Source organism: Streptomyces sp. NBC_01471 (assembly GCF_041438865.1).
Taxonomy (GTDB): domain Bacteria; phylum Actinomycetota; class Actinomycetes; order Streptomycetales; family Streptomycetaceae; genus Streptomyces.
Genome location: NZ_CP109451.1, coordinates 158,142 through 182,968, shown reverse-complemented (window position 1 = coordinate 182,968; position 24,827 = coordinate 158,142). Strand labels below are relative to the sequence as shown.

Annotated in this window: 28 protein-coding genes and 3 pseudogenes; 15 read left to right on the top strand and 16 right to left on the bottom strand. The window is 69.3% G+C overall.

Going from position 1 to position 24,827, the window contains the following annotated elements:
- Nucleotides 1-40: 40 nt before the first annotated feature.
- Nucleotides 41-694, bottom strand: coding sequence for a TetR family transcriptional regulator (locus tag OG285_RS36725; RefSeq protein WP_331760200.1), 654 nt, complete (start codon nt 692-694; stop codon nt 41-43).
- A gap of 58 nt (nt 695-752) precedes the next feature.
- On the opposite strand from OG285_RS36725, the gene OG285_RS36720 reads away from it, so the two are divergent.
- Complete coding sequence (locus OG285_RS36720; protein ID WP_331760198.1) at nt 753-1,622, top strand: SDR family NAD(P)-dependent oxidoreductase; 870 nt, start codon at nt 753-755, stop codon at nt 1,620-1,622.
- A 102-nt stretch (nt 1,623-1,724) separates the two neighbouring features.
- Here the strand turns inward: OG285_RS36720 and OG285_RS36715 are convergent, their stop codons facing one another.
- Nucleotides 1,725-1,850 carry a hypothetical protein gene (locus OG285_RS36715; RefSeq protein WP_371793714.1) on the bottom strand — a complete coding sequence of 42 codons (126 nt, stop codon included), beginning with the start codon at nt 1,848-1,850 and terminating at the stop codon, nt 1,725-1,727.
- 69 nt (nt 1,851-1,919) lie between these two features.
- Here OG285_RS36715 and OG285_RS36710 point away from each other — a divergent pair, with 69 nt between their 5' ends.
- Both OG285_RS36710 and OG285_RS36705 read left to right on the top strand, forming a co-directional pair.
- Nucleotides 1,920-2,780 (top strand): alpha/beta hydrolase, encoded by an 861-nt coding sequence (locus tag OG285_RS36710; protein ID WP_331760197.1) that lies wholly within the window; start codon nt 1,920-1,922, stop codon nt 2,778-2,780.
- Between the two features lie 180 nt (nt 2,781-2,960).
- A pseudogene (locus OG285_RS36705) lies at nt 2,961-3,422 on the top strand (transposase); the annotation flags it as partial.
- On the opposite strand, the gene OG285_RS36700 reads toward OG285_RS36705, so the two are convergent.
- The 5 genes and pseudogenes from OG285_RS36700 to OG285_RS36680 all read right to left on the bottom strand — a co-directional run.
- Nucleotides 3,417-3,758 (bottom strand): nuclear transport factor 2 family protein, encoded by a 342-nt coding sequence (locus OG285_RS36700; RefSeq protein WP_331760196.1) that lies wholly within the window; start codon nt 3,756-3,758, stop codon nt 3,417-3,419. The pseudogene OG285_RS36705 and the gene OG285_RS36700 sit on opposite strands and share 6 nt — an antisense overlap.
- 33 nt (nt 3,759-3,791) lie before the next feature.
- A complete protein-coding gene (locus OG285_RS36695) occupies nt 3,792-4,403 on the bottom strand; it encodes an NAD(P)-binding domain-containing protein (protein ID WP_331760195.1) in 612 nt (203 codons plus the stop codon).
- Nucleotides 4,404-4,521: 118 nt separating this feature from the next.
- Nucleotides 4,522-4,647, bottom strand: coding sequence for a hypothetical protein (locus OG285_RS36690; protein ID WP_371793756.1), 126 nt, complete (start codon nt 4,645-4,647; stop codon nt 4,522-4,524).
- 20 nt (nt 4,648-4,667) lie between these two features.
- Nucleotides 4,668-4,835: a hypothetical protein gene (locus OG285_RS36685; RefSeq protein WP_331760194.1), complete on the bottom strand. Its 168-nt coding sequence runs from the start codon at nt 4,833-4,835 to the stop codon at nt 4,668-4,670.
- 266 nt (nt 4,836-5,101) lie between these two features.
- A pseudogene (locus tag OG285_RS36680) lies at nt 5,102-5,362 on the bottom strand (alcohol dehydrogenase catalytic domain-containing protein); the annotation flags it as partial.
- An 829-nt stretch (nt 5,363-6,191) separates the two neighbouring features.
- Between OG285_RS36680 and OG285_RS36675 the strand changes: the two are divergent.
- Nucleotides 6,192-7,361, top strand: coding sequence for a cytochrome P450 (locus OG285_RS36675; protein WP_371793713.1), 1,170 nt, complete (start codon nt 6,192-6,194; stop codon nt 7,359-7,361).
- Nucleotides 7,362-7,643: 282 nt separating this feature from the next.
- A complete protein-coding gene (locus OG285_RS36670) occupies nt 7,644-8,063 on the top strand; it encodes a nuclear transport factor 2 family protein (RefSeq protein ID WP_331760191.1) in 420 nt (139 codons plus the stop codon).
- Nucleotides 8,064-8,138: 75 nt separating this feature from the next.
- Here the strand turns inward: OG285_RS36670 and OG285_RS36665 are convergent, their stop codons facing one another.
- The 5 genes from OG285_RS36665 to OG285_RS36645 all read right to left on the bottom strand — a co-directional run bounded on the left by OG285_RS36665 (nt 8,139) and on the right by OG285_RS36645 (nt 10,201).
- Entirely contained in the window at nt 8,139-8,273 is a 135-nt protein-coding gene (locus OG285_RS36665; RefSeq protein ID WP_371793712.1) for a hypothetical protein, read from the bottom strand.
- 94 nt (nt 8,274-8,367) lie between these two features.
- Nucleotides 8,368-8,751: a hypothetical protein gene (locus OG285_RS36660; RefSeq protein ID WP_331760189.1), complete on the bottom strand. Its 384-nt coding sequence runs from the start codon at nt 8,749-8,751 to the stop codon at nt 8,368-8,370.
- Nucleotides 8,752-8,761: 10 nt separating this feature from the next.
- Complete coding sequence (locus tag OG285_RS36655) at nt 8,762-9,010, bottom strand: DUF6355 family natural product biosynthesis protein (RefSeq protein ID WP_331760187.1); 249 nt, start codon at nt 9,008-9,010, stop codon at nt 8,762-8,764.
- A 454-nt stretch (nt 9,011-9,464) separates the two neighbouring features.
- Complete coding sequence (locus OG285_RS36650) at nt 9,465-9,701, bottom strand: hypothetical protein (RefSeq protein ID WP_331760186.1); 237 nt, start codon at nt 9,699-9,701, stop codon at nt 9,465-9,467.
- A 308-nt stretch (nt 9,702-10,009) separates the two neighbouring features.
- Nucleotides 10,010-10,201 carry a hypothetical protein gene (locus tag OG285_RS36645; RefSeq protein WP_331760184.1) on the bottom strand — a complete coding sequence of 64 codons (192 nt, stop codon included), beginning with the start codon at nt 10,199-10,201 and terminating at the stop codon, nt 10,010-10,012.
- A gap of 158 nt (nt 10,202-10,359) precedes the next feature.
- Here OG285_RS36645 and OG285_RS36640 point away from each other — a divergent pair, with 158 nt between their 5' ends.
- Entirely contained in the window at nt 10,360-10,857 is a 498-nt protein-coding gene (locus tag OG285_RS36640; RefSeq protein ID WP_331760183.1) for a hypothetical protein, read from the top strand.
- Nucleotides 10,858-10,860: 3 nt separating this feature from the next.
- Here the strand turns inward: OG285_RS36640 and OG285_RS36635 are convergent, their stop codons facing one another.
- Nucleotides 10,861-11,121 carry a hypothetical protein gene (locus OG285_RS36635; protein WP_331760182.1) on the bottom strand — a complete coding sequence of 87 codons (261 nt, stop codon included), beginning with the start codon at nt 11,119-11,121 and terminating at the stop codon, nt 10,861-10,863.
- Here OG285_RS36635 and OG285_RS36630 point away from each other — a divergent pair.
- The 3 genes and pseudogenes from OG285_RS36630 to OG285_RS36620 form a co-directional block, all read left to right on the top strand.
- A pseudogene (locus tag OG285_RS36630) lies at nt 11,066-12,198 on the top strand (reverse transcriptase domain-containing protein); the annotation flags it as partial. The gene OG285_RS36635 and the pseudogene OG285_RS36630 overlap by 56 nt on opposite strands.
- Nucleotides 12,181-12,708, top strand: a complete 528-nt coding sequence (locus OG285_RS36625; RefSeq protein ID WP_331760180.1) for an HNH endonuclease — start codon at nt 12,181-12,183, stop codon at nt 12,706-12,708. The pseudogene OG285_RS36630 and the gene OG285_RS36625, both read left to right, overlap by 18 nt.
- Before the next feature lie 183 nt (nt 12,709-12,891).
- Nucleotides 12,892-13,515, top strand: a complete 624-nt coding sequence (locus OG285_RS36620) for a hypothetical protein (protein WP_331760179.1) — start codon at nt 12,892-12,894, stop codon at nt 13,513-13,515.
- Between the two features lie 779 nt (nt 13,516-14,294).
- Here the strand turns inward: OG285_RS36620 and OG285_RS36615 are convergent.
- Together OG285_RS36615 and OG285_RS36610 are read right to left on the bottom strand one after the other, a co-directional pair.
- Nucleotides 14,295-14,510 carry an NmrA family NAD(P)-binding protein gene (locus OG285_RS36615; RefSeq protein WP_371793711.1) on the bottom strand — a complete coding sequence of 72 codons (216 nt, stop codon included), beginning with the start codon at nt 14,508-14,510 and terminating at the stop codon, nt 14,295-14,297.
- Entirely contained in the window at nt 14,507-15,469 is a 963-nt protein-coding gene (locus tag OG285_RS36610) for an NADP-dependent oxidoreductase (RefSeq protein ID WP_331760177.1), read from the bottom strand. The genes OG285_RS36615 and OG285_RS36610 overlap by 4 nt, the downstream gene beginning before the upstream one ends.
- 135 nt (nt 15,470-15,604) lie before the next feature.
- On the opposite strand from OG285_RS36610, the gene OG285_RS36605 reads away from it, so the two are divergent.
- Nucleotides 15,605-16,585 carry a helix-turn-helix domain-containing protein gene (locus OG285_RS36605; RefSeq protein WP_331760176.1) on the top strand — a complete coding sequence of 327 codons (981 nt, stop codon included), beginning with the start codon at nt 15,605-15,607 and terminating at the stop codon, nt 16,583-16,585.
- Nucleotides 16,586-17,044: 459 nt separating this feature from the next.
- Nucleotides 17,045-17,968: a CDP-diacylglycerol diphosphatase gene (locus OG285_RS36600; protein WP_331760175.1), complete on the top strand. Its 924-nt coding sequence runs from the start codon at nt 17,045-17,047 to the stop codon at nt 17,966-17,968.
- 398 nt (nt 17,969-18,366) lie between these two features.
- Here OG285_RS36600 and OG285_RS36595 read toward each other — a convergent pair whose 3' ends face one another.
- The gene (locus OG285_RS36595) at nt 18,367-18,558 is read right to left on the bottom strand and encodes a thiomuracin/GE37468 family thiazolyl RiPP peptide (protein WP_266862289.1); all 192 of its coding nucleotides are present in this window, start codon (nt 18,556-18,558) and stop codon (nt 18,367-18,369) included.
- Between the two features lie 233 nt (nt 18,559-18,791).
- Between OG285_RS36595 and OG285_RS36590 the strand changes: the two genes are divergently transcribed.
- From OG285_RS36590 to OG285_RS36575, 4 genes are read left to right on the top strand one after another with little or no spacing between them, the layout of a single operon-like run.
- Entirely contained in the window at nt 18,792-19,811 is a 1,020-nt protein-coding gene (locus OG285_RS36590) for a hypothetical protein (protein ID WP_331760174.1), read from the top strand.
- Nucleotides 19,808-21,112, top strand: coding sequence for a nitroreductase family protein (locus OG285_RS36585; protein WP_331760172.1), 1,305 nt, complete (start codon nt 19,808-19,810; stop codon nt 21,110-21,112). The genes OG285_RS36590 and OG285_RS36585 overlap by 4 nt, the downstream gene beginning before the upstream one ends.
- Nucleotides 21,112-23,805: a lantibiotic dehydratase gene (locus OG285_RS36580; protein ID WP_331760171.1), complete on the top strand. Its 2,694-nt coding sequence runs from the start codon at nt 21,112-21,114 to the stop codon at nt 23,803-23,805. Before OG285_RS36585 ends, OG285_RS36580 begins: the two co-directional genes overlap by 1 nt.
- On the top strand, nt 23,799-24,773 hold the full coding sequence (locus OG285_RS36575) for a lantibiotic dehydratase C-terminal domain-containing protein (protein WP_331760170.1): 975 nt from the start codon (nt 23,799-23,801) through the stop codon (nt 24,771-24,773). Before OG285_RS36580 ends, OG285_RS36575 begins: the two co-directional genes overlap by 7 nt.
- Nucleotides 24,774-24,827 lie beyond the last annotated feature (54 nt).

Sequence of the window (24,827 nt, the reverse complement as noted above, 5' to 3'; positions counted from 1 at the left end):
CTCGCCAAGGGCGGGAGAGGTCAGTGGCGGGTCGCGCCGGTCAGGGCGTCATCCCCTTGATCGTTGCGGTGAGAATGCGGGCGAGGCGGGGCTCGACGTCGATGACGGCGTGTGCGAGGCGGGGGTCGCTCCGGTAGAGCGCGGCGATCTCCGGGCCCGGTGTGGCGATCTGCCAGAACGCGCCGGCGACCGCGACCGCGGTGGCGATCAGGTCCAGGCCGTCGTCGCGGTCGAGGGAGGGCAGTTTCTCGTCGAGCGCCGCGAAGATGTCCTGCCTCGCGGCGAGTGAGGCCAGTTTGAAGTCGCGCACCACGCCGACCGAGACGTTGCGCTCAAGGTTGAGCGGTGCCTGGGCGAGGAGGTCGCAGAACATCCCGCGCCGCGCGAGCGTCGCCGCGAAGGCCTCCGCCACCGGCGCGGGACCGGGTTCCGCGATCGCGCGGATCCGCGCGGCCAGTGCGAGGGACCACTCCTGCCAGCCTGCCGCGGTCAGCCGCAGGAATATCTCCTCGCGTGTCTCGAAGTAGCGGAGCAGCGCCGACTTGTGCATCCCGGCCCTGGCGGCGATGTCCGTCAACGTGACGTCCCTGATGCTGCGCTCCACTCCGAGGGCCCGGGCCGCTTCAAGGATGGCGTCCTCGCGCAGCCGCTTGGCTTCGGGGGAGCGGGCGCGTTGGAATTCCGGCTGGTTCACACCTCGATACTAGCGCAACGCAGTTGCGTTATTAGCGAAACGGTGTTTTGCTAAATGCATGCAACAGACGTGGTTCATCACAGGTTCCTCGCGCGGCTTCGGTCGCGCTCTCGTCCGCGCGGCGCTGGAAAGCGGCGACATGGTCGCCGCGACAGCCCGCCGCCCCGAGCAACTCGCCGACCTGGAGGCGGAGTTCGGCGAGCGGATCCAGCCGCTGCGGCTCGACGTGACCGATCCCGAGGCCGCGCGCTCGGCGCTCGCCGAGGCCAGGCAGCGCTTCGGCCGTATCGACGTGCTGGTCAACAACGCCGGTTACGCCAACGTCTCGCCCATCGAGACGGCGGAGGACGAGGACTTCCGTGCGCAGTTCGAGACGAACTTCTGGGGCGTGTACAACGTAACCAAGGCGGCCGTGCCGATCCTGCGCGAGCAGAAGGGAGGGCTGGTGATCCAGTTCTCCTCCATGGGCGGACGGGTGGGAGGCTCTCCCGGCATCGCCTCGTACCAGGCCGCCAAGTTCGCGATCGACGGCTTCAGCCGGGTGCTGCGCGCCGAGACCGCCCCGTTCGGGGTGAAGGTGCTGGTCGTCGAGCCGAGTGGATTCCGGACCGACTGGGCGGGGCCCTCGATGCTCGTCCATGACATCCCGGAGGCGTACGCCCCGACGGTCGGCGTCATGAACACGCGCGTCCGCCAGAACACCGAGGGCCCGGCGGGCGACCCCGTCCGGGCCGCCGAGATCCTGGTCGCGGTCGCGAAACGCCACGACATCCCGGACCACCTGCCGCTCGGGGTGACCGCGGCAGAGGGCTCCATCCAGTCCGACCGGCGGCTCCTGGAGGACGACCTGAAGTGGCGCGGAGTCAGCCGCTCCGCGGACTTCGCCGAGCCCTATCCCGCCGCCTTTCCGCCCGACACGGCTGAGTGAGCCGCGCCGGACACGCGACGCGTGAACGTGAACCCGCTGAGCCCGCCTGCCTCCCGCGCCGGGTGCGGGACGGGCAGGCGGCTGGTCCGGCGGGTCAGCGGTTCAGGGTGCGAAGGCCTTGTCCACGGCGAGTGTGTCCTCATAGAGGTGGAGACGGGTGATCTCCCCGTCCTCCACCACCAGGTGCAGCACGGAGGGGGTGGTGAATCGCCGGCCGTTCTCGGCCACCGTATGAGCTTGCTCTTTAACCTTTGGCGGAGTCTCAGTGACACCGGTAGGTTCTCCGCGGTGACCTTGATGGAGACGCAGGGCCTGACGTCGATGACCGACGAGGCGCAGTTACGTTGGATGGCGCTGGGGGACTCGACTCGGCGGCCGGCCGTGGTCATGCTCCATGGCGGTCCGGGTCTGCCGGATTATCTGGGCGATGTCGCCCCCATGGTCGCGGACCTCGCGCCTGTGTACCGGTACGACCAGCGGGGCACGGGTCAATCCCCGTGGCGGGGGCGCCATTCCTTCGCCCGGCATGTCGACGATCTCGTCGAGTTGCTCGACGCATGGGACGTGCCCAGAGCTGTGCTGATCGGGCACTCCTACGGTACTGACCTGGCGAGCCGGTTCTGCCTGACGCATCCTGACCGCGTTGCCGCGATGCTTCTGATGTGCGGGCCGTTCGTCGGTGATTGGCGTACCGGGGACCGAGCGGAGCGAGGCCGCCGTATGTCCGCAGCGCAGCTGGAGCGGCTCCACGCATTGGAGGAGTTGCCGCACCGCACGGAGGAGCAGGAAATCGAGCTGCTCACACTGGCCTGGTTCACCGACCACGCCGATCCCGAACGGGGGTGGCACTGGGCCGCGCAGGGTGCCCGGCGGCGTCGCCCCGTCAACTGGGCTATGAACAGCGAGCTTGGCAAGGCAGGGCGCGCGGACCCGCTCGATGAGCATCTTGCCGAGCTGCGCGCATGCCTGCCCGCGCGGGCGGAGCTTCTCGGTGGGGCCGACGATCCCCGTCCTGTGTCGGCTCTTGAATCACTCGCGCTCAGGCTCGATCTTCCGCTGACCCGGGTCGAAGACGCTGGGCATGAGCCCTGGCTGGAGCAGCCCAACACCGTGCGTGCGCACCTTCGGCGCTTCGTGCAAGGCGCGGTGGGCTCATAGGGCTTCGACCGAATTGCCGGCCGGCCTCATCCCCGGCTGTCGGCACCGCGGCAGGGCCGGTGTCGAAATGGTCCTCGAACTAGGCCGCTCACCTGGGTGTTCGCCGGACGCTGAGGCGGCCTTCGTCTGATCATGTGCTCCGACCAAGGACACACATGACCACGACGAAGGCCGTTGAAGGTGAGTTTGCTGCCTGATCATGTTCCGGGGGAGGCGTTCGCGAAAGCCTCACGCTTCCGGGAGGACTTATTCGACTGCCTGACCGCGCGCGGGGACGAACTGTTCGACCTCGCCGACGCGGCCCTGGAATCCGGCCGGACGTCGTGGTGCCAGCTCCTGGACGCCGTGCGTCTCGGGCCAGACGACGACGTCGCCGAGGCCACCGCCGCCCAGGTCCGCCGGGTGGTCGTGGATCTGATCGAGATGGGCCGCTGGCACGCGGGTGACGGCGACATCCTGATCGTCTTCGGTGCCGGCTACGACGCCCCGCGCATGGCCCACCTCCTCGACGGCCTCCCGGTCGAGGTCCTGGGACGGATGCGCTCCGACCGCGTCATGCGACGGCCGACGCCCTCGCCCAAGGAGTACGCCCTGTCCTATCCCCAGGGCGGGCGACCGCCGAAGCATGGCAAGGAGTTAAAAGACAAGATGAGAGAAGGTTCCGAGGATCACCACATGCTCGTCCTCGACGATCAGGCGCTCCGTCACCACCTCGCTCTTCCTGTGGACGTACGCCGCCCACATCGTGGTGAAGTATGGTGCGACCTCCTCGCGCCGCGATCGGCGCCCGGTCCAGGGCAGCGTCCCGGCACCGGGGACGTGCCAGTCGATGGCAGGGGCGAAAAGCTCCTGGATGCCGTCCTGGTCCTGGGCGCCGAGGCGGTCCAGGAGCTTCTCGGCCAGGGCTCGTGTGGTGTCGCTCTTCGAGGTCACGCTCACAGTCCCATCAGGGGTGATCAAGCTCAGCGGTGTGGTCATCGCGGTGGAGTGCGGTGATCGGCGACGGCGGCCTCATTTCTGGAGGAGGAAGTGCTTGCCGTTCAGCGCGCCGCCGAGTTGCATGAGACCGCCGCCCTCGCGCAGGCCGCCCAGGTCAATCGGTGCGAAACCGAATCCGGCCACCAATTCGGCGAAGTCCGCCTTCGCCGGCGCGTCGTCGCCGGCGAAGAAGACGACCTGGGCGCCCTCCTCGTGCCGCGGTTCGGCTGCGGTACGGTCGGCGAACATGGCGTTGAACGCTTTGATGACGGTGGCACCCGGCAGGTGTTGTGCCACCCATTCACTGCCGGTGAGGGGCGACACGGCCGCGAACCCGCGGTAAGGGTTCATCTCGGCGAACTGGTTGGTCATGTCCACCACCACTCGGCCGGTCCAGTCGTCCAACCGCCGCCCGATCGCGGGAACCGCGACGAAGGGGGCGGCGAGCAGCACGATGTCGGTGGCCACCGCGTCGTCGAAAGAGACGGCCGAAGCGCCTGGCCCGATCGTTCTGATGACGTCGTCGAGGGTGTCGGGGCCGTGGTTGTTACTCACCCGCACGGGGTGGCCGGCTTCCGCCGCGTGCCTGGCCACCGCGCGGGCGACGGGGCCCGCCCCGATGGTGCCGATCGTCTGAAACAGCATGGGAATCCTCTCAGTTGAGCCGAAGCAGGACGGTTCCGCTGCCATTGGCCCGTACCGCCCCGACAGCGGCTCGCAGTCGGTCGAGGGGACACTCGCCGTACACCGCGAACAGTTCGGGTCACTGCGCGGCCAGTCGGACGGCGGCCTGCCGGTCCGCGGCCCTGGTTTCGTCGGGGCGCGTCATCCAGCGTGAAATGCTGACGGCTCGCACCCGCAGTTCACGCATCAGCAGGTCGGGCGTCATCAGGGGCCACGGGTGTGACGTCAGGTCCCCCCCCAGACGACAAGGGTGTCCGCATCGGCCAGGAACGGCAGGATCTCGCTGACGAACTCACCGCCGTGCGCGTCGGTGATCGCCGGCACTCCGCGTCCCCGGGTGAGCTCACGCAGGCTGTCCTGCCACCCCTCGTGTCCGGTGACGACAACCGGCACCCGGGGAAGAGGCTCCTGACCGTCGCGGCCGATCGTTCGCTGCGGCCCACGGCGATGACCGGAACTCCCCCGTCGAGGGCCTGCCTCACGATGAGCTTGCCGACCGCCGAGGCGGGGGCGGACACGATCAGCGGGGTGTCAGCGGTGGCGCCCGCCTCCGTACGCACCTCGTCGACGACGCGCAACACCTGACGCGATGTGATCCCGTTGACGAGTGTCACCGCCGCGACCTCGTCGCTGGTCGAGGCGGATACCGCCACTGCGGCCTCCGCCGGGACCGTGACCTGCTGCGACCACGCACCTTGAGCGGGGAAGACGGCCACCCGGTCACCGACGCTCAGGCCGCGAACGGATTCACCCACCGCGGTGACCGTTCCCGCCCCCTCACTGCCGAGCGGCCGGGGAGCGAACGTACCGTCGGGGGCCGTTTCGACACCCACCAGGTCGCCTCGGTGTACCGGGGCGAGGGCGACGCTCACCCGGACCTCAGCAGCCCCTGGCCCGGGAGCCGGGGGCAATTCGCGCACTCGCGCGACCTCGGCCGGTTCTCCTCGACGGCTGAAAGCGACACCCTTCACCGGAGCTCACCTCTCCTCGCACTGATGCCTGTAGATCTCAGTTCCGCTTGCGGGTCCTCGCACGGCCTGAATCGGCGGGACGACCGCAGCCCTGCGGAAGACTATGGCCGCGAGCCGTTGGACTTCCGTCTCAACATCCGATACGAAGTGGCAAAAGACCACGTCAGCGGTCGGGGCGCTCGATGGACGCGGTAGCGCGGGTCTGCACTTTCGTGCAGACCCGCTGCCGATTCACATCCCGAACGTCCCGGGTTCGCCACCGTCGGGCCGGTCTCGATCGGCCTTCTGTTCATGGCTCCGGGTGGCCCACGCAGCAGGACGAAGCCCGCGGACCGGGCCCGGAGACCGTTCGCCCGCTTCTTCCAGGGCCTGACGGGCATCGCCGCGGTGGTACCGCCGGGGTGCCGCTTGACAAGGGGGTCGACGTCAGTAGAGTCGGCTCCGTTCACGTGGTGAATGCTATTAACTTCGTGAGCGGTCGCATCCGAACCGACCATTCACCTCCGTGCCATCGGCCAGTCAGTGGCCGAGCCGGCACCGAGACCTCGACGCTCGTCCCGGGCTCGGGCCACGGAACTGCTTTTCACTTCTGCGGGCATGAGTTGGCGGGCACCCTCGGCGAACTCGTCTGAACCGAGGCCGCTGTGACCGCAGTGTCACTGGCAACTCGTCGCGCTGTCCGGTCCACCAAGCCGCCCCCGGCCACGGCGCACCGTCCCGAATCCAGAACATCCAGAACACGTCCCCCCCCCGGACAGCTGGGGAATTGGAGCTGATCTTGAAAGAGATTCCCGCAAGCGATGTCGACCTGTTCACCGACGAGGCCTTGGCGGACCCCTACCCGCTCTACCGGGAGCTGCGTGACCTGGGCCCCGTGGTCGAACTCACGCAGAACGGCATGTACGCCTTCCCCCGCTACCGTCAGGTACGCGAGGCCTCAGGCAACTGGGAGGTGTTCTCGTCCGCCAAGGGCGTGATGATGAACGATCAGATCAACTCGGCTCTGGAAGGCGTCACTTTGTGCAGCGATCCACCCGAGCACACGCAGATGCGCAGCGTGCTGGGGCGGCCCCTGCGTCCGGAGAGGCTGCGGGAGCTGACCCCGCGGATCGAGGAGGAGGCCGAGCGAGTGGTCGAACGCCTGGTGAGGCAGGGGTCGTTCGACGCCGCGACGGAGCTTGCCGAGCACCTGCCGCTCACCATCGTCTCCGAGCAGGTCGGCCTCGGCGACGCCGGCCGGGCGCGCATGCTTGAGTGGGCTGCCGCCACCTTCGACGCCCAGGGGCCGATGAACCAGCGGACCCGCGACTCCTTCCCCCAACTCGACGAGATGGTCGCCTTCGCCCTGAGCGACGCGACGCGGGACACACTCAGGGCGGACGGTTGGGCTGCCCAGCTGTACACGGCGGCCGAGCAGGGCGACCTGCCCGTGGAGAAGTGCCCGTTCATGATGATCGATTACATCGCGCCCAGCCTGGACACGACGATCTACGCGATTTCGAGCGCCATCCACCTGTTCGCCCGGCATCCGGAGCAGTGGAATGTTCTGCGCGAGGATCACTCCCTCATCCCGCATGCCATCAACGAAGCACTGCGCCTGGAATCCCCGGTGCAGCGCTTCACCCGCGTGCTCACCGAGGACTACGACGTCGAGGGGTACACACTGCCTGCCGGCTCCCGCGTCGTCCTGCTGTACGGAGCGGCCAACCGCGACGAGCGAAAGTACCCTGACCCGGACCGGTTCGACGTGCGCCGCAAGCCATCGGACCACCTCGCCTTCGGACGCGGGGAGCATGTGTGCATCGGCATGAACCTGGCCCGGATCGAGATGCGCGCGCTCTTCGAGGCCCTGCTGCCGCGAGTCGGGCGCTTCGAGCTGCTGGAGTCCGAACTCGCGCTCAACAACACCCTGCGCGGGCTGGGCTCGCTGAAGGTGCGAGTGAGCTGATGTGCGGTCGCCCGGTCGCCCGGTCGTTCGCAGTCCCTGCCCCTTCGGGCGGGGTCGGCGCTGAAAGCTCCTGTCAGCGCGGCGCGGATGGCACGCTCTCGATCGAGGCTCGCGGGACGGCGCGGCCACAGCGTTCACCGCATCGCCCTGGTGACGCCTCGTGGAGGCGGGCGCCCACCAGGACAGCGAACTCGCCGGGCCCGGACCCCTATCAGGGGCCTCCGAGAAACAGACTCGTTCACCGCCTCGCCGGACACGGCAAGCGGACGGAGAGAGGATTCGATGACCAAGAGCAATGAGCAAGCGATACGCGATGCCTACCAGATCGCGGAGGAGCAGGACATCAGGAAGTGGGTCTCGCTCTTCACGGAGGACGGAACGTTCACCGATGTCTCGGCGGGGCGCACCTATTCCGGCTCCACCGAGCTGGGAACCGTTGTCGAGATCTACGCCAAGGCTTTCCCGGACATGCACCGTGAGCTCTACGACATCTACGTGAGTGGTGATGTCGTCGTCGTTGAGCTGTCCCTGAACGGGACGCACGAGGGGCCGCTGGAACTCCCCTCGGCGACCATCCCTCCCACAGGGAAGGTCATGAAGACGCCCTGCTGCGACGTCTTCCGGCTGGAGAACGGCAAGATCAAGTCGTTCCACTGCTACACCGCCGCGACGGTGCTGCTGTCCCAACTGGGCGTCATGTAACGGACGTGGTCCTGATCGGCTCCACCCGCTCAGTCGGCACCCGCCCGCCCGGGGCTGCGCCGCCGCATCCACCGGTCACCGGGTGGGACCCTTCGCATCGATCACCGGAAGCGGTCGTGCCTCGTCCGCCGGGACCGCCGCCCCGGCCCGCATCCCGTGCACCATGCGCCCGAGCCGGCCATGTTCGGGCTTGACGTCCAGGTGATGCATGAGTTGCTCAACACCCTTGGCCGCGAAGCCGCGGGCAGGCGGCCGATCTTTCGACCGGTTGAGGATCTCGCGGACCCTGTGTCGGAGGGCAGGGTCAGGCAAGCGGAACCCTCTTGTGAAGGAGAGCGAAGCCGGCTCGGCCGAACATCTGCCGCTTGAGCCTCTTGATCCGGGTTGACGTGCCCATCGACCGCACCCGCTCGCCCTGGCACTCGGTGATCATGGTTGCAAAGGTCCGGGCGTGTCTGGCCAGGACCTCGATCCCGGGGCAGTTGGCCCGGACGTTCTTCAGATGCAGCTGACCTTCGCGAGCGCTTTCGGAGGCCGTCAGCTCGGCATCATTGCACTCGCATGGATCGTTCCGCTTTTCGCGATCGGTATGACGACCCTGTTCGGTCCCATGCTTGATCAGTACGGGCGAACGGCGGCGCCTTGCACCGAAGGTGTTCTTCAGGTGCAAGGCGCCGCCGTCAGACATCGGTTGACGATCAGGGCCCAGTGTCACCCGGGTGTGAGCAGAGACCGCCCCGGTAGCCACTGTCGTACCAGGCCCCCGTCGCATTCGAGTCCAGGACTGTCTTGCCGGGCCCCACACAGCGGTGGTAGTCGCCCGAGATGAACGTCCGTGTGACCTGGATCCAGACGTTCGTCCTGGAGTCACAGTGCTCGTAGAACGGGTGTTCTGTGCCTGGGTTGTTCCAGCCACAGGCCGCAAGTCGCTGCGGCGCTTGCGACATGGCATCCGCCGGTGCTGCCGGGGAGAGTGCCATTACGCCCACGATCGTCAGTGCGGCGAGACCCAACCGGCTTTTCGTCTGAACTCGGCCAATGGGGGAGCGTCCTGACCGCATGGAAGTCCTTTCTTCGGGACTGACGGAGGCCTGGCCGGGCCCGCACGGCCCGCGGAGCCAGCCCTCGCTCTCTTCTTCATGCTGGTCGTCCCCGCTGGCCGAAGCTATGCCTCCAACGAGTGAAGGCGGCGCGAGGTCTCGGACTCGGCACGCGGCGTACGCCCCCGGGGTGTTCGCCCAGCCCGGGGGTGGGCAGCGGCGCCATGCGGACTCCGTCTGGCCGGAGCCGAGGAAGAAGCTGCCCCGCGGCCCGGTCGGTCCGTCGCAACGGCCCGACGCCCCACCGACAGCGCCGGGCCACCAAACAGATATCCCGCCCCGGCGCACGGGCTGCCCTTGTTCAGCTGTGCCGCATCCAGATGTTGGGCTCGCGATACACGCCATGATCGGCGGAGCGATCGACCCGAAGCAGGCTCAATCCTCCTGGAATCACGTAGCCGCCCGACTCGGGAAAGGTCATTCCCGTCCACTGTTCCCACTCAGCAACGGTGCCGGTCATCGTCTGCGAAGCGGGAGCCGCCGAAAGGATCTCGGCACTGATACGCTGATGGGTCCGAATCCACGGGTCAAAAACCATCCCATCCTCACGACTCACCTGATGAGGGACTCGATGGGTGTCAACGGATACTGGGCCTTCATCCTCGGGCGGACCGGCGTGATGACCTGGACCAAGCCGGCTTCCCCGACTGTCTGACGCAAGGCTTTGAGGGTCTCTCCCGCAAGCCCGCGCCCCTTGAGCGACGAGGTGACGACAGCTCCGCAGATGACGAGGGTATTGGTTTCGGTCCCCTGCTCACGACCTTCGACCGCACGGACAAGGGCCTGGGTATACCCGGTGGCGAGCGTCTCCTTCAGGCCGTCCCAGTGGATTGGTACACCCCAGCCCTATGCGACCGGCACCTCGTGCTCATCCACCAGCGTGAGGTCTGGAATTGCGAACCACTCACCGACCCTGCCTGTGTAATCCTTCACCAGCCTGTCAGCGGTGATGAACTCCGGAAAGCCGTCACTGAAAAGCTCCTTCAGCTGCTCATCCGGCCACGTATGCGCGTCAGTTCGCTCGATCTTCAATGCCATGCCCGTTCATAGCACACAGGTCCTCAGTAGCCGCTGCACCATTCTCATCCCGCCGCCATTGACCGGAAGCACTGAACTTGAATGCGTGATGTCGGGGGAACGGCGGGCGCGCTGGTGCCCGGCCTGCTGCGCGGATGGCTGTTGCGTCAAGATGAGCCATGACCGAGAGCGAAGCGGATCTGCTGGTGTTGCTGCGCGAGCTCGATGATCCGGAGTGGCTGGAGTGGCCGCAGCACTACGACCGTGGCGAGACCGCCGTCCTCTTCGGTGGGCTGGTGGCCCGGCTCGAAGGTGACTTCGCAGCTCACTGCACGGTTGTTGAGCAGGACACCCAGGACTCCAGCGAGTACGGACGCGTCGTCGTGCCTGGCGACGCAACCATATGCGGAACCCGGATCGTCGTCTGCGTGAGCAAGTTCGGCTCGCTGGCTCTGGTCTGCGCCGACAACCCGGGCGCCTTCCTCGGAACGGATGACGCCCAGGCCGAAGGTGAGCTGGGCGACACGGACCTTGCCAAAGTCAACCGGGCGCTGGTCGAGCTCGGCTATGTCGTGATTGCCGAGGAACTGCTGGAGAGCGACTACGACGGGCCGAGCCAACTGCCCTGGCACGTTCAGCGGCCCAGCTGGTCGGATCGCTTCTTCGGCATCTTCTGACGATCACGCCGACAGGCTCAAGCCGGTGTCGGCCACGCATCTGTCGATCACCTCCGCTCTGTATTGCAGCAGTTTGAGCTTGTGCTTCACAGCGCGGGTGACCTGGCCGAGTTCGGCGGCGGCCAGGTTGCCGATGTCGTGATTGACCAGGGCCCAGATACCCTCCTGCGCGTTGAGGTCCGGGGTGTGTGCCGGCAGCTGGAACACGATGGGCCATGAGGCGTTGGCCTCGACAAACTCCTTCAGTGGCGCGACCAGGTGCATGCGTAGGTTGTTGTCCCACACGGCACGATTGGGCTGCCGAGAGAGGTCCGCAGAGGCCAGGCACGAGGCGCGACCTTGCAGTCTCGCGGTGTGCCTGGCCCTCGTGCCGTTGTGTGCGGCTGACGACAGCGATGGTGGGGCGCGCGGGTCCGCCCTCGCCGCGGATGGTCATCTCGGCCGCCAGGGTGGTGGGCTCGACGCTCTGGTGGATGGTGAGGTGGGCTGCGATCCAGGCGTCCGGCTCACGGTGTCAGTCACGTCGGGTGTGCCTACGGGACGGTGCTGCGTGCTGATGGAGCTTCTACGCTCAGTGATCACCAAGGACGGCCGTGCCCGCTGTCAGGACGCGATCATGGCAATCTTTTCGACGGCGAAGGGCAAGTCCTCGAAACGTCATTGGGTGCTGGATGCGGATCTGTCAGCGGCATTCGACCGCATCGACCACGTCCATCTGATATCCGCCATCGGACAGTTCCCCGCCAGGGGCCTGATTCGAGGGTGGTTGAAGGCGGGCGTGATTGAACGTGGTCGGTTCGCACCCACTGAAGAGGGAACCCCTCAAGGAGGAGTGATCAGCCCACTGCTGATGAACGTGGCTCTGCACGGACTGGAACAAGCCGCAGGGTGCCATTACAGGGTCGCTCAGGCCGGGCGCGAGCCCGGCGCGACCCCGGGCACTCCAGTACTGGTGAGATATGCCGACGACTTCGTCGTGCTCTGTCACGACGAAGTCCAAGTGCATGAGGTCAGGGCCCGGTTGGAGGACTGGCTGGAGCCGAGAGGGCTTCGCTTCAACGAAGAGAAGACCAAGGTCGTCCACCTCGAAGAGGGGTTCGACTTCCTCGGATTCACCGTCCGCCGGACGGGCGGAAAAATGATCATTAGGCCCAGTGCTGAGGCATGCAAGAGGCTCCGGGCGCGGTTACGGACCGAGGTGAAGGCCCTGAACGGGGCCAATGCCGAAGCTGTCCTGCGCAGGCTTATCCCGATCGTTCGCGGTTGGGCCGCCTACTACCGGGGGTGGCCTCTACGACGACATTTGCGTCGCTGGACCGCTACATGTGGCGCTTGACCTGGAACTGGGCCAGGCGGAGCCATCCCAAGAAGTCAAGATACTGGGTCGCAGACCGGTACTTCGGCAGGTTCCATCCATCCAGACGAGGCCGGTGGGTATTCGGCAACCGCAGCAACGGTGCCTTCCTGCTCAAGTTCGCCTGGACCGGAATCGTCCGTCACCGACTCGTCAAGGGCGGAGCGTCCCCGGACGACCCCACCCTGACCGAGTACTGGAGTAACCGTCGCCGCAGGAAAGCGCCGCCGCCTATGGACAAGACCAGTCTTCTCCTAGCGGTCCGGCAGCAGGGGCTCTGCCCCCTCTGCAAACAGGCGCTGATCGCCGGGGCCGAATATGAACCGGACAGCCCACGGGAGTGGATCAACTGGTTCGCGGCCTCGAAGAGGATGCTCCATAAGCATCACTTCACCTACAGGCGAAACGGCGGCGGGGACGAACGGAACAATCTTCGTCTCGTGCACTCCGAATGCCACCGCCAACACCACGCGGGCGACGGCGAACGGACCACATAACCCTGCTGACCTGCGAAGCCCACGGGGCTTGCTTGAACCGGATGCCGGGATGACTGGCACGTCCGGTTCTGAGGGGGCCGGGTCACGACAACGTGACCCGGCTACCCGACTGAGGGTTCTCCTCCGACGGAGTGAGTAGCATCCGGAACACACCTGTCCAGCACAGCGAAAGATGAGGGTCTCATGTCCACAGCCAACGCCGCATCCGGTGTGAAAGCCGAGTACGCACAGAAGGTCCAGGACGACCTCGTAGCCAATCAGAGTGAACAAGACCGAGTCCGTGCCGAACTGGCCCGTCTGCAGGAGGAATTGGTCCAGCTTGAGGAGAGCGGACAGGTCCTCGCGAAGATGCAGGACATCCTCGGCGCCTTCTCCGTGCCGTCAGCCAAGCCTGGGAAGAAGCCGGCCAAGGTGCCCGCGGCACGCAGGCCAAAGAGCAAAACCGCAGCCGCGAAGACTCCGAAGACAGGGCGTTCCTCGAAGACCGAGGCGGAGCCCGCGCGCCGCGGGAAGGCCCCCGCAAAGAAGGCCGCTCCTGCACAGGGCGTGAGCGGGCCGACGTGGATCGAGCTGGTCAGCTCCTACCTCGCCGACCAGAGTGAGCCGAAGTCGTCCACCGAAGTCGCCGCTGGAGTAGCCGAGGCATACCCGCAGCGCGGTGTGCAGGTGGTCGTCGTGCGTAATGCTCTGGAGCAGGGCGTTGCGCGCAGTCTCATCGAGCGCTCCAAGCAGGGCCGCTCTGTCTACTACCAGGCCAAACCGGCCGGTGCTGAGACTGCGGACGGCGGCACGGCAATCGCGGTCTAGGGAGAGGCTGGGCGAACACACCTCGCCGCGACGGCCATCTCCGGGCTGCTGGTGACGGTGTCGGGAGGAGCGGGCAGTAAGCGCGTTGACCTTGCGTTGTCCTTGCGTCGAGGTACGCGATGCCGCTTGCTCCTCCGGCCGCCGTCCAGAGCCGTGGCCGGTCTCGTACCGGCCACCAGAGCTGTGACTTTCTGGATCTGCCGCACAGCGGTTCTCTCATCACCAGGCCGGCTGTGCAAGGAGACAGTGATGGCGCTCCGCCCGTCCGAAGTCGTGGCAGGCGATATCAAGTAGCCGAATCCATCGCCACTGTGGCTCCAGTACCCGCCGCCACAGGACAATGGTGTCCAGTCCAGTCCGAGCCCGTCGCGCGTGCCCGAAGGGCAGATATGCGACCGTGGTATCGGTCATGGCGCCGCCCGGCTCGAACTGCTGGTAATTGTGGGCATGGAGGCCCGGCAGCAACCCGCTGCTCGGAGGTGTAGGTGGTCCAGCGATTCCCGCGACAGCCGTCAGCGCTGAGATCTGGGGCGACGTCACCGATGTAGTCGGGCAGTCCGCTTCGTGGTACTGCCGATCCTGACGTAACCATTCAGGGGCACCGGCTGCGTGGTGCTGGGATTCCCGACCCCACTGCGGGCGGGTCCGCACTCCTCGGGGTGTCTCCAGCCCGACCGATACGCCAGTGACTCCGTCCTCACGTAACGCGTCGGCATCCCGTAGCAGCTGGGACAACCGGGCGGGGGCCGTCGCTCCGGCTTCCGCCGGGACGACTACGGTCAGAAGGGCGACTCCAGGGACTGCTCGTCGTCCAGATCACCGCGGACGGTCCGCACGTCACCTGGGGTGTTCTCGACCAGGGCACGGGCCCGCTTCGAGGAAGGGTCCCGTGCCGGCACCCGCACGACGGTGTCGGTCCGTGCGGCAAGGGCGCGCACCACGCGGGTGCCCATGGTCCCCGTGCCTCCCACCACGAGCGTGGTCGTTGGTGTCACTGCGTCGCCTCCAGTACGAGCTTCCCGCGGGTACGGTTGGTCTCGCCCAGCCGGTGTGCCTCGGCGGCCTGTTCCAGAGCGAAGGTGCGCTCGACCTCGGCCCGGACCACGCCGGATTCGACCAGGCCGGCGATGGCCGTCAGTGCGGTGGCATCGGGTTCGACCAGAAGTGGACTGGTGCGAACACCTGCCTGCTGGGCCGCGACGGCCAGAGCGTCGGAGACACCCCCCGGGACGGAGATGACCAGGCCGCCGGGCCGGGTCACCGAGACGGACCGCACGTCGGTGTCGTCCACGGCGCCGACGAGATCGATGACGACATCGACCCCGCCGATGGCTTCCTCGAACCGCTGCCGGGTGTAGTCGACCGTCTCGTCAGCGCCCAGTTCCCCGAGCCAGGCGTGCCGGGGTTCGCGGGCGGTCGCGATGACCTCGGCGCCGAGGTGCTTGGCGAACTGCACCGCCAAGTGCCCCACGCCACCGGCCGCGGCGTGTACCAGCACCCGCTGCCCGGCGGTGACGCGCGCCGTGTCGACCAGGGCCTGCCAGGCCGTGAGCGCCGCGAGCGGCAGAGCCGCGGCCTCGACGTGCGAGAGTGAGGCCGGCTTGCGGGCGAACTGGCGCGACGGCGCCGTGACGAACTCGGCGTACCCGCCGGCCGGGCGCGGGAACCACGGCATGGCGTACACCTCGTCGCCGGGTACGAGCGTCGTGACGCCGAAGCCGACCTCCTCGACCACGCCGGAGACGTCCCAGCCGAGGATCAGCGGCAATGTCTGCAGCCCTGCCATACCGTGGCCTGCGCGGGTCTTCCAGTCCACCGGGTTGATCCCGGCAGCGTGCACACGCACCAGCACCTCGGTCGGCAGCGGCCCGGGGCGCGCCACCCGGCCGACGCTCAACACGTCAGGGCCGCCGAACTCCTCGATGGTGACGGCGCGCATCGTCTGCTCGCTCATGTTCTTCCCGCTCCTGTCCGGTTGGCATGTTGTTCTTCGATGCCGGAGCCCCTTGGCGCCCGCAGGTCTCAGCCTCGCCGTTGCCCCGGAAATGCCGTGAGTGGCTGGGCAGCCACCTGTCGTACCATTCCAGCCATGCCACACCGTGTTGCTGTTCTTGCCCTGGACGGGGTCGTGCCGATGGACCTCGGCATCGCATCCCGGGTGTTCAACGAGGCCCTCGACCCGGCCGGAGCGCGGCTCTACTCCGTGACGACCTGCTCGATCGGCGGCCGGCCCGTCCGTACGAACGAGGGCTTCCGGATCGTCGTCGACGACGACGAGTCCCTCCTGGAGAGCGCGGACACCGTCGTGATCGCCACCCAGGAGCCCGGCGAAGAGCTGCTCGCCACCGGTGAGTTGTCCGCACCGGTGGCTGCGGCGCTCGCCCGGATCGGACCCGGGGCGCGCATCGTCAGCCTGTGCACATCGGCATTCCTCCTCGCGGCGGCGGGCCTGCTGGATGGGCTGCGGGCGACCACCCACTGGGCGCTGTGCGACCGCTTCACCCGGCTCTTCCCCGACATCGCGGTCGATCCCGACGTGCTGTTCGTCGACAACGGCCGCATCCTGACCGCTGCCGGCGGTGCGGCCGGTATCGACCTGTTCCTCCACCTGGTCCGCCGGGACCACGGCGCGACGGTGGCTGGTTCTGCGGCACGGCGGTGCGTGGTGGCGCCGTGGCGCGAGGGCGGTCAGGCGCAGTTCATCGAGCACCCGGTGCCGAAGGACGCCGATCGCTCCACATCGGCCACCCGCCAGTGGACGCTGAGCAGGCTGGCCGAACCGGTCACGCTGCAGGACATGGCCCGCCACGCCCATATGAGCGAGCGCACATTCACCCGGCGGTTCCGCGCGGAGGCGGGCACGAGCCCCCTCCAGTGGCTGGTGCAGAGCCGGCTGACCCAGGCGCGCCACCTGCTGGAGTCCAGCGATCTGACGGTCGCGCGGATCGCCACCGCCTGCGGCTTCGGAGACCCGGTCGCGCTGCGCAAGCACTTCCACATCCACATCGGCCTGTCCCCGCTGGCCTACCGCCGCGCCCACCGCGCACCGGATCCGGTGCGGACACAATGAACCGGCGTGCCGTCTGCTCGGTCGGCAGATCATCGGGGCCGTGGCCGTTCATGAAGCTGCCGATCAACGCGCCGTGACAGTCGGCGGCCCGGGTGGGCTGCGTAGCGGCACGCTCCGCGGTGCTGCCCACCCGCCGGGACGGCCCCGGCGGGTGCTGAGAGCCGGCCCACCTGACGCGGAAGAAGTCGAGCGTCGTGGGGGGCGGATCAGGTTTCTTGCGTTCCGCCGGCATCGACCGTTTGACCATGTCACCTGCGGCAATCCAGCGAGCAGGAGGAGACTCGACGGGATGGCCGCTGAATGGCGTAACACGTGACACCGACCGGGTCAGTCGATAGGCAACCCGCTCGTCGCTCCCTACCCTGTGAGCGAATCGGCGAGGCCAGAATCGGGCGGGCCGACCTTTCTGACTCGCGGCCGGGAAGTCCATGCAGTGGACATCACCATCGGAGAGCACGCATGAATGAGGACAAGACTTCGAACGAGCTGCCTCGGCGTCGGTTCGTGGCGTTCTCCGGCGCCATCGGTGCGGCGACGCTCCTGACCGGAGTGGAAGCGGCGGCCGGACGTACCGCTTCGGCAGCCGCCCCGACGCACGCGGACCCCGCCCCCGGCACGTGCCCCACTCCGCCTCCTGGTGGAACCCCGACCTGTCCCCCTGCTCAGCTCCAGCCCCTCTGCGGCAGCCCTTCCGACAACGATCCGCTGTGGCGGGACGTCCAGTACTGCACGCACGGGAAACCACTGCCCCCCGGGCAGAACCCTCCCGCCTGCCTGAAGGTGACCTCGGACTACGTCGTACTGCACGGCAGGCCGTCGAGCCAGCACAACTTTCTCCTGACCCCCAGTTGCCGGATCACCGGTATCGAATGCCCGTTCATCGAGACCTCCGGCGCGCCAAATTACTGGAACGACGCATGGGAGAACGCCCGGAGCGGAGGGAGCGTCCCCGTGCAGTACCCCAACATCGGTCTGGGGATCAACTCGCAGAACGCCCGGTTCCTCAACCAGTTGCACATTCACATGGCCGGCGTCCGGGCGAGCACGCAACGGAGGTTGCAGGAACTGGAGATGATGGGACGCGTGGCCACCAACCCCGCGCACTGGGACGCCGCGCAGTACCGGGTACCGGTCACGGGCTCGGACGGGACGGGGGACCGTACGTACCGAGCCCTCAGGCTGCCCAGTCTCGGGATGAATCTCTTCGCGCAGGTGCAGCAGTACGTGGTGAAGCCGAACGGGCTGACCATGGCGGACCAGACGCTGATCGTGGTGCCGAAGATGACGGCTACGGGATTCGCCGGGGCTTTCTACGTCCTCAACAGTGACTCTTCGCTCCACGACGGGACGAATACGTGTGACCACCTTCTCGTGTACAGCTGAGTCCTCTGAATGAGAAATGTGTGTTCCCCCGACAGGGGAGCGGGCGATGAGTTCTGTGGCGCCGCCCGTGCTTTTCCAGGGGGGGCAGTGAGTCGTCGCCAACGTGCTTCGCGAGCAGGGCGGTTGGTTCGACCTTGGCGCTCCGGCCCATCCAGCGGAACTCCCGCTCGCAGGCGTTCGTCCCCATGGCCAGGGTGAGTGTGAGGCAGGCCGGAGCCGCTGACCGTGGCACGCACGCTCCCGTGACGGTCAGCGGTGACCGGTGACTGGCCGACGGGTCCCGGTGCCGTGTTGAACGGCGGGAAGGCCGATGTGCCGCGGCTGCGGCAGGTGATCAGGGGGCCATCGGGGCGGACGCGCGTGCCGGGCCGACTGCCCGCCCGGCACGCGCTACCGACTCAGGAACAGCTGCAGTTGCAGCAGTTCGGCGGCGGAGCGCAGCAGAAGGACGCACTCGCTTCCGTCATGCCGTGACCCGCCGTCAGCGACTGGCTGTGCTCGTCCCCGGCCAGCGAGCCCAGGTCGAGGTCCAGTGCGAGGTCGGCGACCGCGGCAGCGAGCGACGGTGAACCGTTGCTGTTCTCGTTCATCAAAGCCCTCCTTTCGAACTAATGGAGCATCAACAGACATGTTTGGGCGCCCAGTTCGGACACTAGCGTGACAGTTGGGAACTGTGAAGGGGATGGACTAGACCATTCGTCTCGGCTAATGTCGGCCGCCCGGAGGCCGCGAGCACAGCTTCGTCCGGCGTTCTCACGCCTGTTCACGCCTGTTCACGCCTGCGGGACCGCGTTCCCGCTGAGGAATCCCGATGGAGGTGGCGATGAAGCCGAGACTGCTTCCCGACACCCGTCTGCTGCCCTCCGACCGGGGCGTGGTGATCAGCGGACCCCAGCGCACGGCGACCTTCGCACTGCCGGGAATCCACCCGTGGCTGGAGCGGCTGCGGCCTTTCCTGGACGGTCGCAACAGCCTGGAACAGCTCACCGCCGACCTCCCGCCACAGGCCGCGCGGCATGTCCGCTCACTGGTGGAACTGCTGGCCCGGGAAGGGTTCGTACGCGATGCCGCGGCGGATCTGCCACACGGGCTGAGCCCGCAGGTCCGTGCGCGCCACGCCGCACTGATCGACTTCATCGCGGCGCGCGCGGACTCGCCCGAGCACCGCTTCGAGCGGTATCGCGATTGCGCTCCCCTGGTGGTCGGCACCGGACGGATGGCAGGCGCGCTGGTCCTCGCCCTGCTCGCGTCGGGTGTGGCACATGTACGCCTCCGGCTCCGCCCGGCGGAGGAGGGTTCCGGGGACCCGACAGATGTGGCACGGCTGCGCGAATGTGTCGCGTTGCTCCAGCAGGAGGGCGGGTGCTTCCGCTACGAGCAGCTGAGCGGAACCCTGTCCGGCCCGCCCGCGGACACCGGCGTGGTGCTTCTCGGCTCTGACGTGTACGAGACGGAGCCGGCGGACCGGGCCCGCGCGCTCGCGATACGTGCCGGGGTTCCGTACGGACAGGCGGTGGGACGGGGCGAACACATCGTGATCAGCGCAGTGGCTGACCCCGGCGCCGCGCCAGAGCCACCGGCCCCCTCCGTACCGCCCGGCGGTGGGCCCGATCACCCCGCAGTGGGCGCCGCGTGTGCGGGGGATCCGGCTCGCGTGCGTGAGCCGAGTCCGTACCTCGGTGGCCCGGCCGCGGCCATCGCCGCCAACCAGCTCTGCTTGCACCTGCTGCGCCGGACGGCCGGCCTGGACAACTCGGGCGGGGGCGCGGAACCGTCACCGGTGACCGACGCCGCGGTGCTGGACCTGACCACCGGCCGCTTTCTCGGCGCGGAGCCGGGATGACCGGCGGGATACCCCGGAGCCCCGCTGGCGAGAACCCGTTCCCCCCGGCGCTCTGGGCGGAGGCGGTCTACTCCCGCAGGGCCATCCCGGCCACCCTCGCCACGGGATCCCCTGTCCCGGGAACGGGCAGCGGGGAGCCCGACCAGCTTCCCCACGGGCCGCGCCTTCCGCTGGCGCCGCCACCGCTCCATCTGGCGCCCGCCCCCGGCTCCCCGGCCACCCTCGCCGACCCGGCCGTCCTCTCCGCGCTGCTGCACTACTCCTACGGCCTGCTCCAGCACGACCTGACCCCGGGTGGCTGGCCGCTTCACCGCGCGGTGGCCTCCGCGCGGTGCCGCTACCCGAGCGAACTCACCCTGGTTTCCCCCACCGCGGCGTTCCGGTTCGACCCTCTCCACCATCAACTGATCATGCTGAACGCACCAGTGAGCAGCCGTCAGGCCGCCGATCCCGGGGCCTCCCTGACCGCCGTGATCACCAGCCGGTTCGCCCGGACCGCGCGGCTCTACGGCGACTACGCTCCGCGGCTCTGCGCCCAGGAGGCAGGAATGCTGCTGGGCGCGGTGCACCTGGTCGCCGCCGCACTCGGACTGCGTACCCGGCCAGGACAGGACCAGGAGACACTGCACGGCCTCTGCGCGAACCTGCCGCCCGCCGCGACGGAACAACCGATGGGCTATCTGGAGATCCTGCGACCCGTGAAGCATCCGGCCGGCCGGTCCTGGCCCCCGCCCGACCTGGCCTCCGTGCTCCGTGCCCGCCACTCCGGCGCCGCGCTGTTCGACCCGGAACCGGTGCTCTCCCCGCAGGCGCTGCTCACCGACCTCGGCGCCGCCCTCGCCGCGGCGCCGTTCACCGACTTCTCCTGCCACCTGCTGGTGCGGCGGGTGACCGGCTTCTCCCCGGGCCACTACGTCCACAGCGGCGGCCGCCTGCGGCAGGTCGGCGACGGCGACCCGCTCGCGTCGCTCGAACAGATCGGACAGACGGAGGGCCGGGTGTCGTTGAACTTCCGCTCGACCGCCTGTACCGCCTACATCGCCGTCCGGCGCGGCGCCGCCGTCGCGCGCTACGGCGCCGACGCCTTCCGCAGACTGCACCTGACCGCGGGGGCGGCGGCACATCTGCTCTGCGTGGCCGCGGCCCGTCAGGGTCTGTCCGCGCGGGTCCACAACGGCTACGACGCCGCCGCCGCGGAACGCCTGCTCGGGCTGGCCCCGGGTGAGGAGACAGTGCTCTTCCAGGTGGCCATCGGCGCGGCGCGGCCGGGCGCCGCCTTCCGCGTCCCGGTGGTGTTCTGATGAGCCGGAACACACCGCCCCCGACCGCGCCCCCCGCCGTCACCGCCCCCGTGGGCGTACGGATCGCCGGGCTGCCCACCACCGCACTCGACGCCTCCCGCATCCCGCGCAGCACCGAACTCGCCCTGCGTGTCACGTCCTTGGACCAGCGGCTGGCCGACGACGCGGCGCAGCTCTGCGACACGCTGTACGCCCTGATCGGCACAGCACCCGCACGCCCCTTCAAGGCCAGGCTGGTGGGCCTGCGCCGAGCCGTGCACCAGGGCGCCCGCATCAGCCCCCTGCTGGACGCGGCGGCCCCGCCGGAGGTGCTCGGCGGCGCGCTCACCGGGCGTCTCCACGACCACGCCGCTCTCCGCCGTACCCGGGCCGGACTCTTCGCGGAACTGCACGACGTTCTGCCCGCGGAGACCCGGACGGCGGCAGCGGCCCTCGACACGCTCTTCCAGGATCCGGCGTTCGCCACCGGTCTCGACTACGCCAGTCCCGATCTGTACGAGGACCTGCAACGCCGGGGGGCGCGCGATGCGGCCGGACGGCGGCCGCTGGACGGGGCAGCCGTCCGGCTCGCCAAATACGCGGGCCGGGCGATGGCCAAGCCCAGCCCGTTGACCACCTTCGCCGCCAGCGGCTTCGGCCAGTGGTCGGCGGACGCCGGCTCGGGCGTACGGCTGGAGAGTTCCGTCCGGGCCCCCGTGGCAGAGGCAGGTCTGCTGCCGCTGTCCCGTATCGCCGCCGCTCTCGCCCACGTACCCGAGCTGGACGGGGCCGTCCGGCTGCGCGTCAACCCGTCGGCCACACCGGTGGCTTCGCCCGGGGGAGAGCGGTGGCTGTTCACTGTGCCGGGGCCGTCCGGCGAGGTGCGTACCCTGCCCGCGACCCCGGCGCTGGCCGCGATCCTGGCGGCGGTCCACGAGGCGGGCAGCCCCGAGCGGCTGCGTGCCCTGCTCCGCGCGCCCGGACCGGGGAGCACCACCACCGCCGACGCGGACGCCGTCGTCGCCCGGCTCGTCCGGACCGGCCTGCTGGAGATCCGCCTCGGCCCGCCCGACCAGGAGCTCGACGCCGCCACGCTCTGCGACTGGCTCGGACGGCACCTGCCGGAGCCGCACGGCGGCGACCGCCTCACCCCGCTGCTCGCCGACCTGCGTGCCATCCGCGACCGGATCGACGCCGCCAGGACCGCCGGGCCCGGCTCCCACCGGGGCATCGCCGCCGCCCTGCGGCAGCACACCACGGCCGCCGCCCGACGGCTCGGACTGCTCGGCGGGAGCGAGCAGTTGGACCGCGGCCCGCTGTACTTCCACCACACGGTCGCCGTCGGCACGGCCGCCGTACTCGACCCGGCTGCCTGGCGGCCGGCTCTCGCCGACCTCGCTCTCGTCCCCGCGCTGCTCGCCCCGTTCGACACCCTCGCACCGCCGCGCGAGGCACTGCGGGAGCACGCAGTGGCCGCCTACGGCCCGGGATTCAGGCAGCCGTTCACCCGTTTCCTCCAGGACTTCGGCGCCTGGTGGGCCGCAGCCGCGCCGCACGCTCCCACCGAGCGCGACGCCCGGCGGCAGGACGAACTGGGCCGCCTGATCGCCCGCACTCCGCCCGCCTCCGACGGCACCGTCCGTCTCGGCCCACAGGCCGTCCGTGACCTCTGCGGCACCTGGCCCGGCCCGGACACCTCCGGCGACCGCCACGCCTGCTACGTCCAGACACTGCCCCGCCCCGCCACCGGACTCGGACTGGTACTCAACACGGTGACCTGCGGCCATGGCACCGGTCTGACCCGGATCGCCCGGCTGCTCGACGCACCGGCCCGTCCCGGGGAAGCCCACGAGGAGCCTCCCGGCGACGGCCCCGCGGACACCCCCCTCTACGCCGAGTTCGACGCCGTCTTCAGCAGCGCTCTCAACCAGCGGGCACCTGCCACCCGTTACGCGATCGACCTGGACGGCGCCACCTCGCACCGGCCGCCCGGGCAGCTGATCCGCCCCGCCGACCTTGACGTCGTGCACGACCGGCACACCCGTCGCCTCCACCTGGCCCACCGCACGACCGGCCGTGTCGTACGGCCGCTCCATCTGGGCCTGCTCGCCACACCGCTGCTGCCGCTGCCGGCCCGGCTGCTGGTGGAGGCCTTCGGCCAGACCTCCTACGCCTTCTGGTCGGACTGGCCGCAGCTGTGGCGGCTTCTCCCGCCGGGGCGGACCGGACCGGACCTGCGTGGCCCGGAGGCGGCGTCCGGCGCGGGCTGGACGAAGATGCCCCGTCTCGCCCTCGGGGCCGTGGTGCTGCGCCGTGCGACCTGGTTCATCGACCCCGGCCGGGCACCCGCCCGCGCCGCCGGGGAGACGGACGCCGCCCACCTGGTCCGCGTGCACACGTGGCGCGCGGCGCTCGGCCTGCCGCAGCGCTGCTTCCTGCGCGTCCTCACCCCGCGCCCCGCCGGCGGCTTCACCGGCCCCGCGCTGCACGACAAGGACCGCAAGCCGGTGTACGTCGATTTCGCCCACGCCCATCTGCTGCGGGTCTTCGAGCGGGCGGCGGCCACCGGCCGGCCGCTGCTGCTCACGGAGACCCTGCCCGACCTCCACGACGCACCGGCCCACCGGGACGGCCACCGCTACGCGGCCGAGTTCCTGATCGAGCTGCCCACCGTCCCGCTCCCGGCGGCGGACCGGCGGGAGCGGTCATGCTGACCCGTGCGTCCGCAGGCGTGCCGGGCCCGGAGCCGGAGGACCGCTGGGTCAGCGCCCATGTGTTCACCGGGCACCCGCTCGACCTGGTGGTGAGCACGCTGATCCCCGCGGCCGTCGCGGAGCTGCGGGAACGCGGGCTGGCCGACCGCTTCTTCTTCCTCCGCCACTGGCACGGCGGCCCGCACCTGCGTCTGCGGGTCCGGCTCACCGCACCGGCGGCCGGGCCCGCTGTATGCGCCGTGCTGGACGCACACGCCATGGAGCTCTTCCGTACGCTGCCGCCCTCTCAGCCCATGTCGGCGCACCAATACCAGTCACTGGCTGGGCAGTTGGCCGCCCTGGAGCCGGAGAGCGAGCCCGGGACCCTGGCCCCCAACGACAGTCTCGCCTTCCACCCCTACCGGCCGGAGCACGGCAAGTACGGCCGTGGCGCCGCGCTGCGGGCCGCGGAGGACGCGTTCGCCACCTGCAGCGAGCTGGCCGTCACCGCCGTGCTGGCCGGCTGGAGCCCGGCACAGCGGACGGCGCACTGTTTCGCCCTGCTGGCCGGCACCCTGGACGCGGGCGCCCCGCCGGGGCGGCCGGCGCCGGAGGTGCTGGCCCAGTACAGGAACGGGCGGGCCGCCCTGCTCACCGTCGCCCGCGCGGCCCGCGCGGCCCGCGCGGCCCGCGCGGCGGCACCGGCGGACGTGGCGGACCCGGCCGGCGCCGACCCGGTGAGCCGGTGGCTCGCGGCCTGCCGCAGTGCCCAGCGACAGGCCGCCGTCCCTGCCCTGCTGGCCGGTCATCTCACCCACCTGGCCTGCAACCGTCTCGACGTACGGATCGGCCAGGAGGCCACCCTGCGGGCCCTGGCCCTGCTGGCCGTGGCAGAACTGACGGACAGTCACCAGTCGCGTCAGCACAGCTCCCGGCGTCACCGGGACGGCCACGGCCACGTCCGGCACGACGGCGCCGCCCCACCGTGAGGCCCGGCCCCCGCACCGAGAAGCACGGACAGCAGAGAACCGCAGAGGAGGACT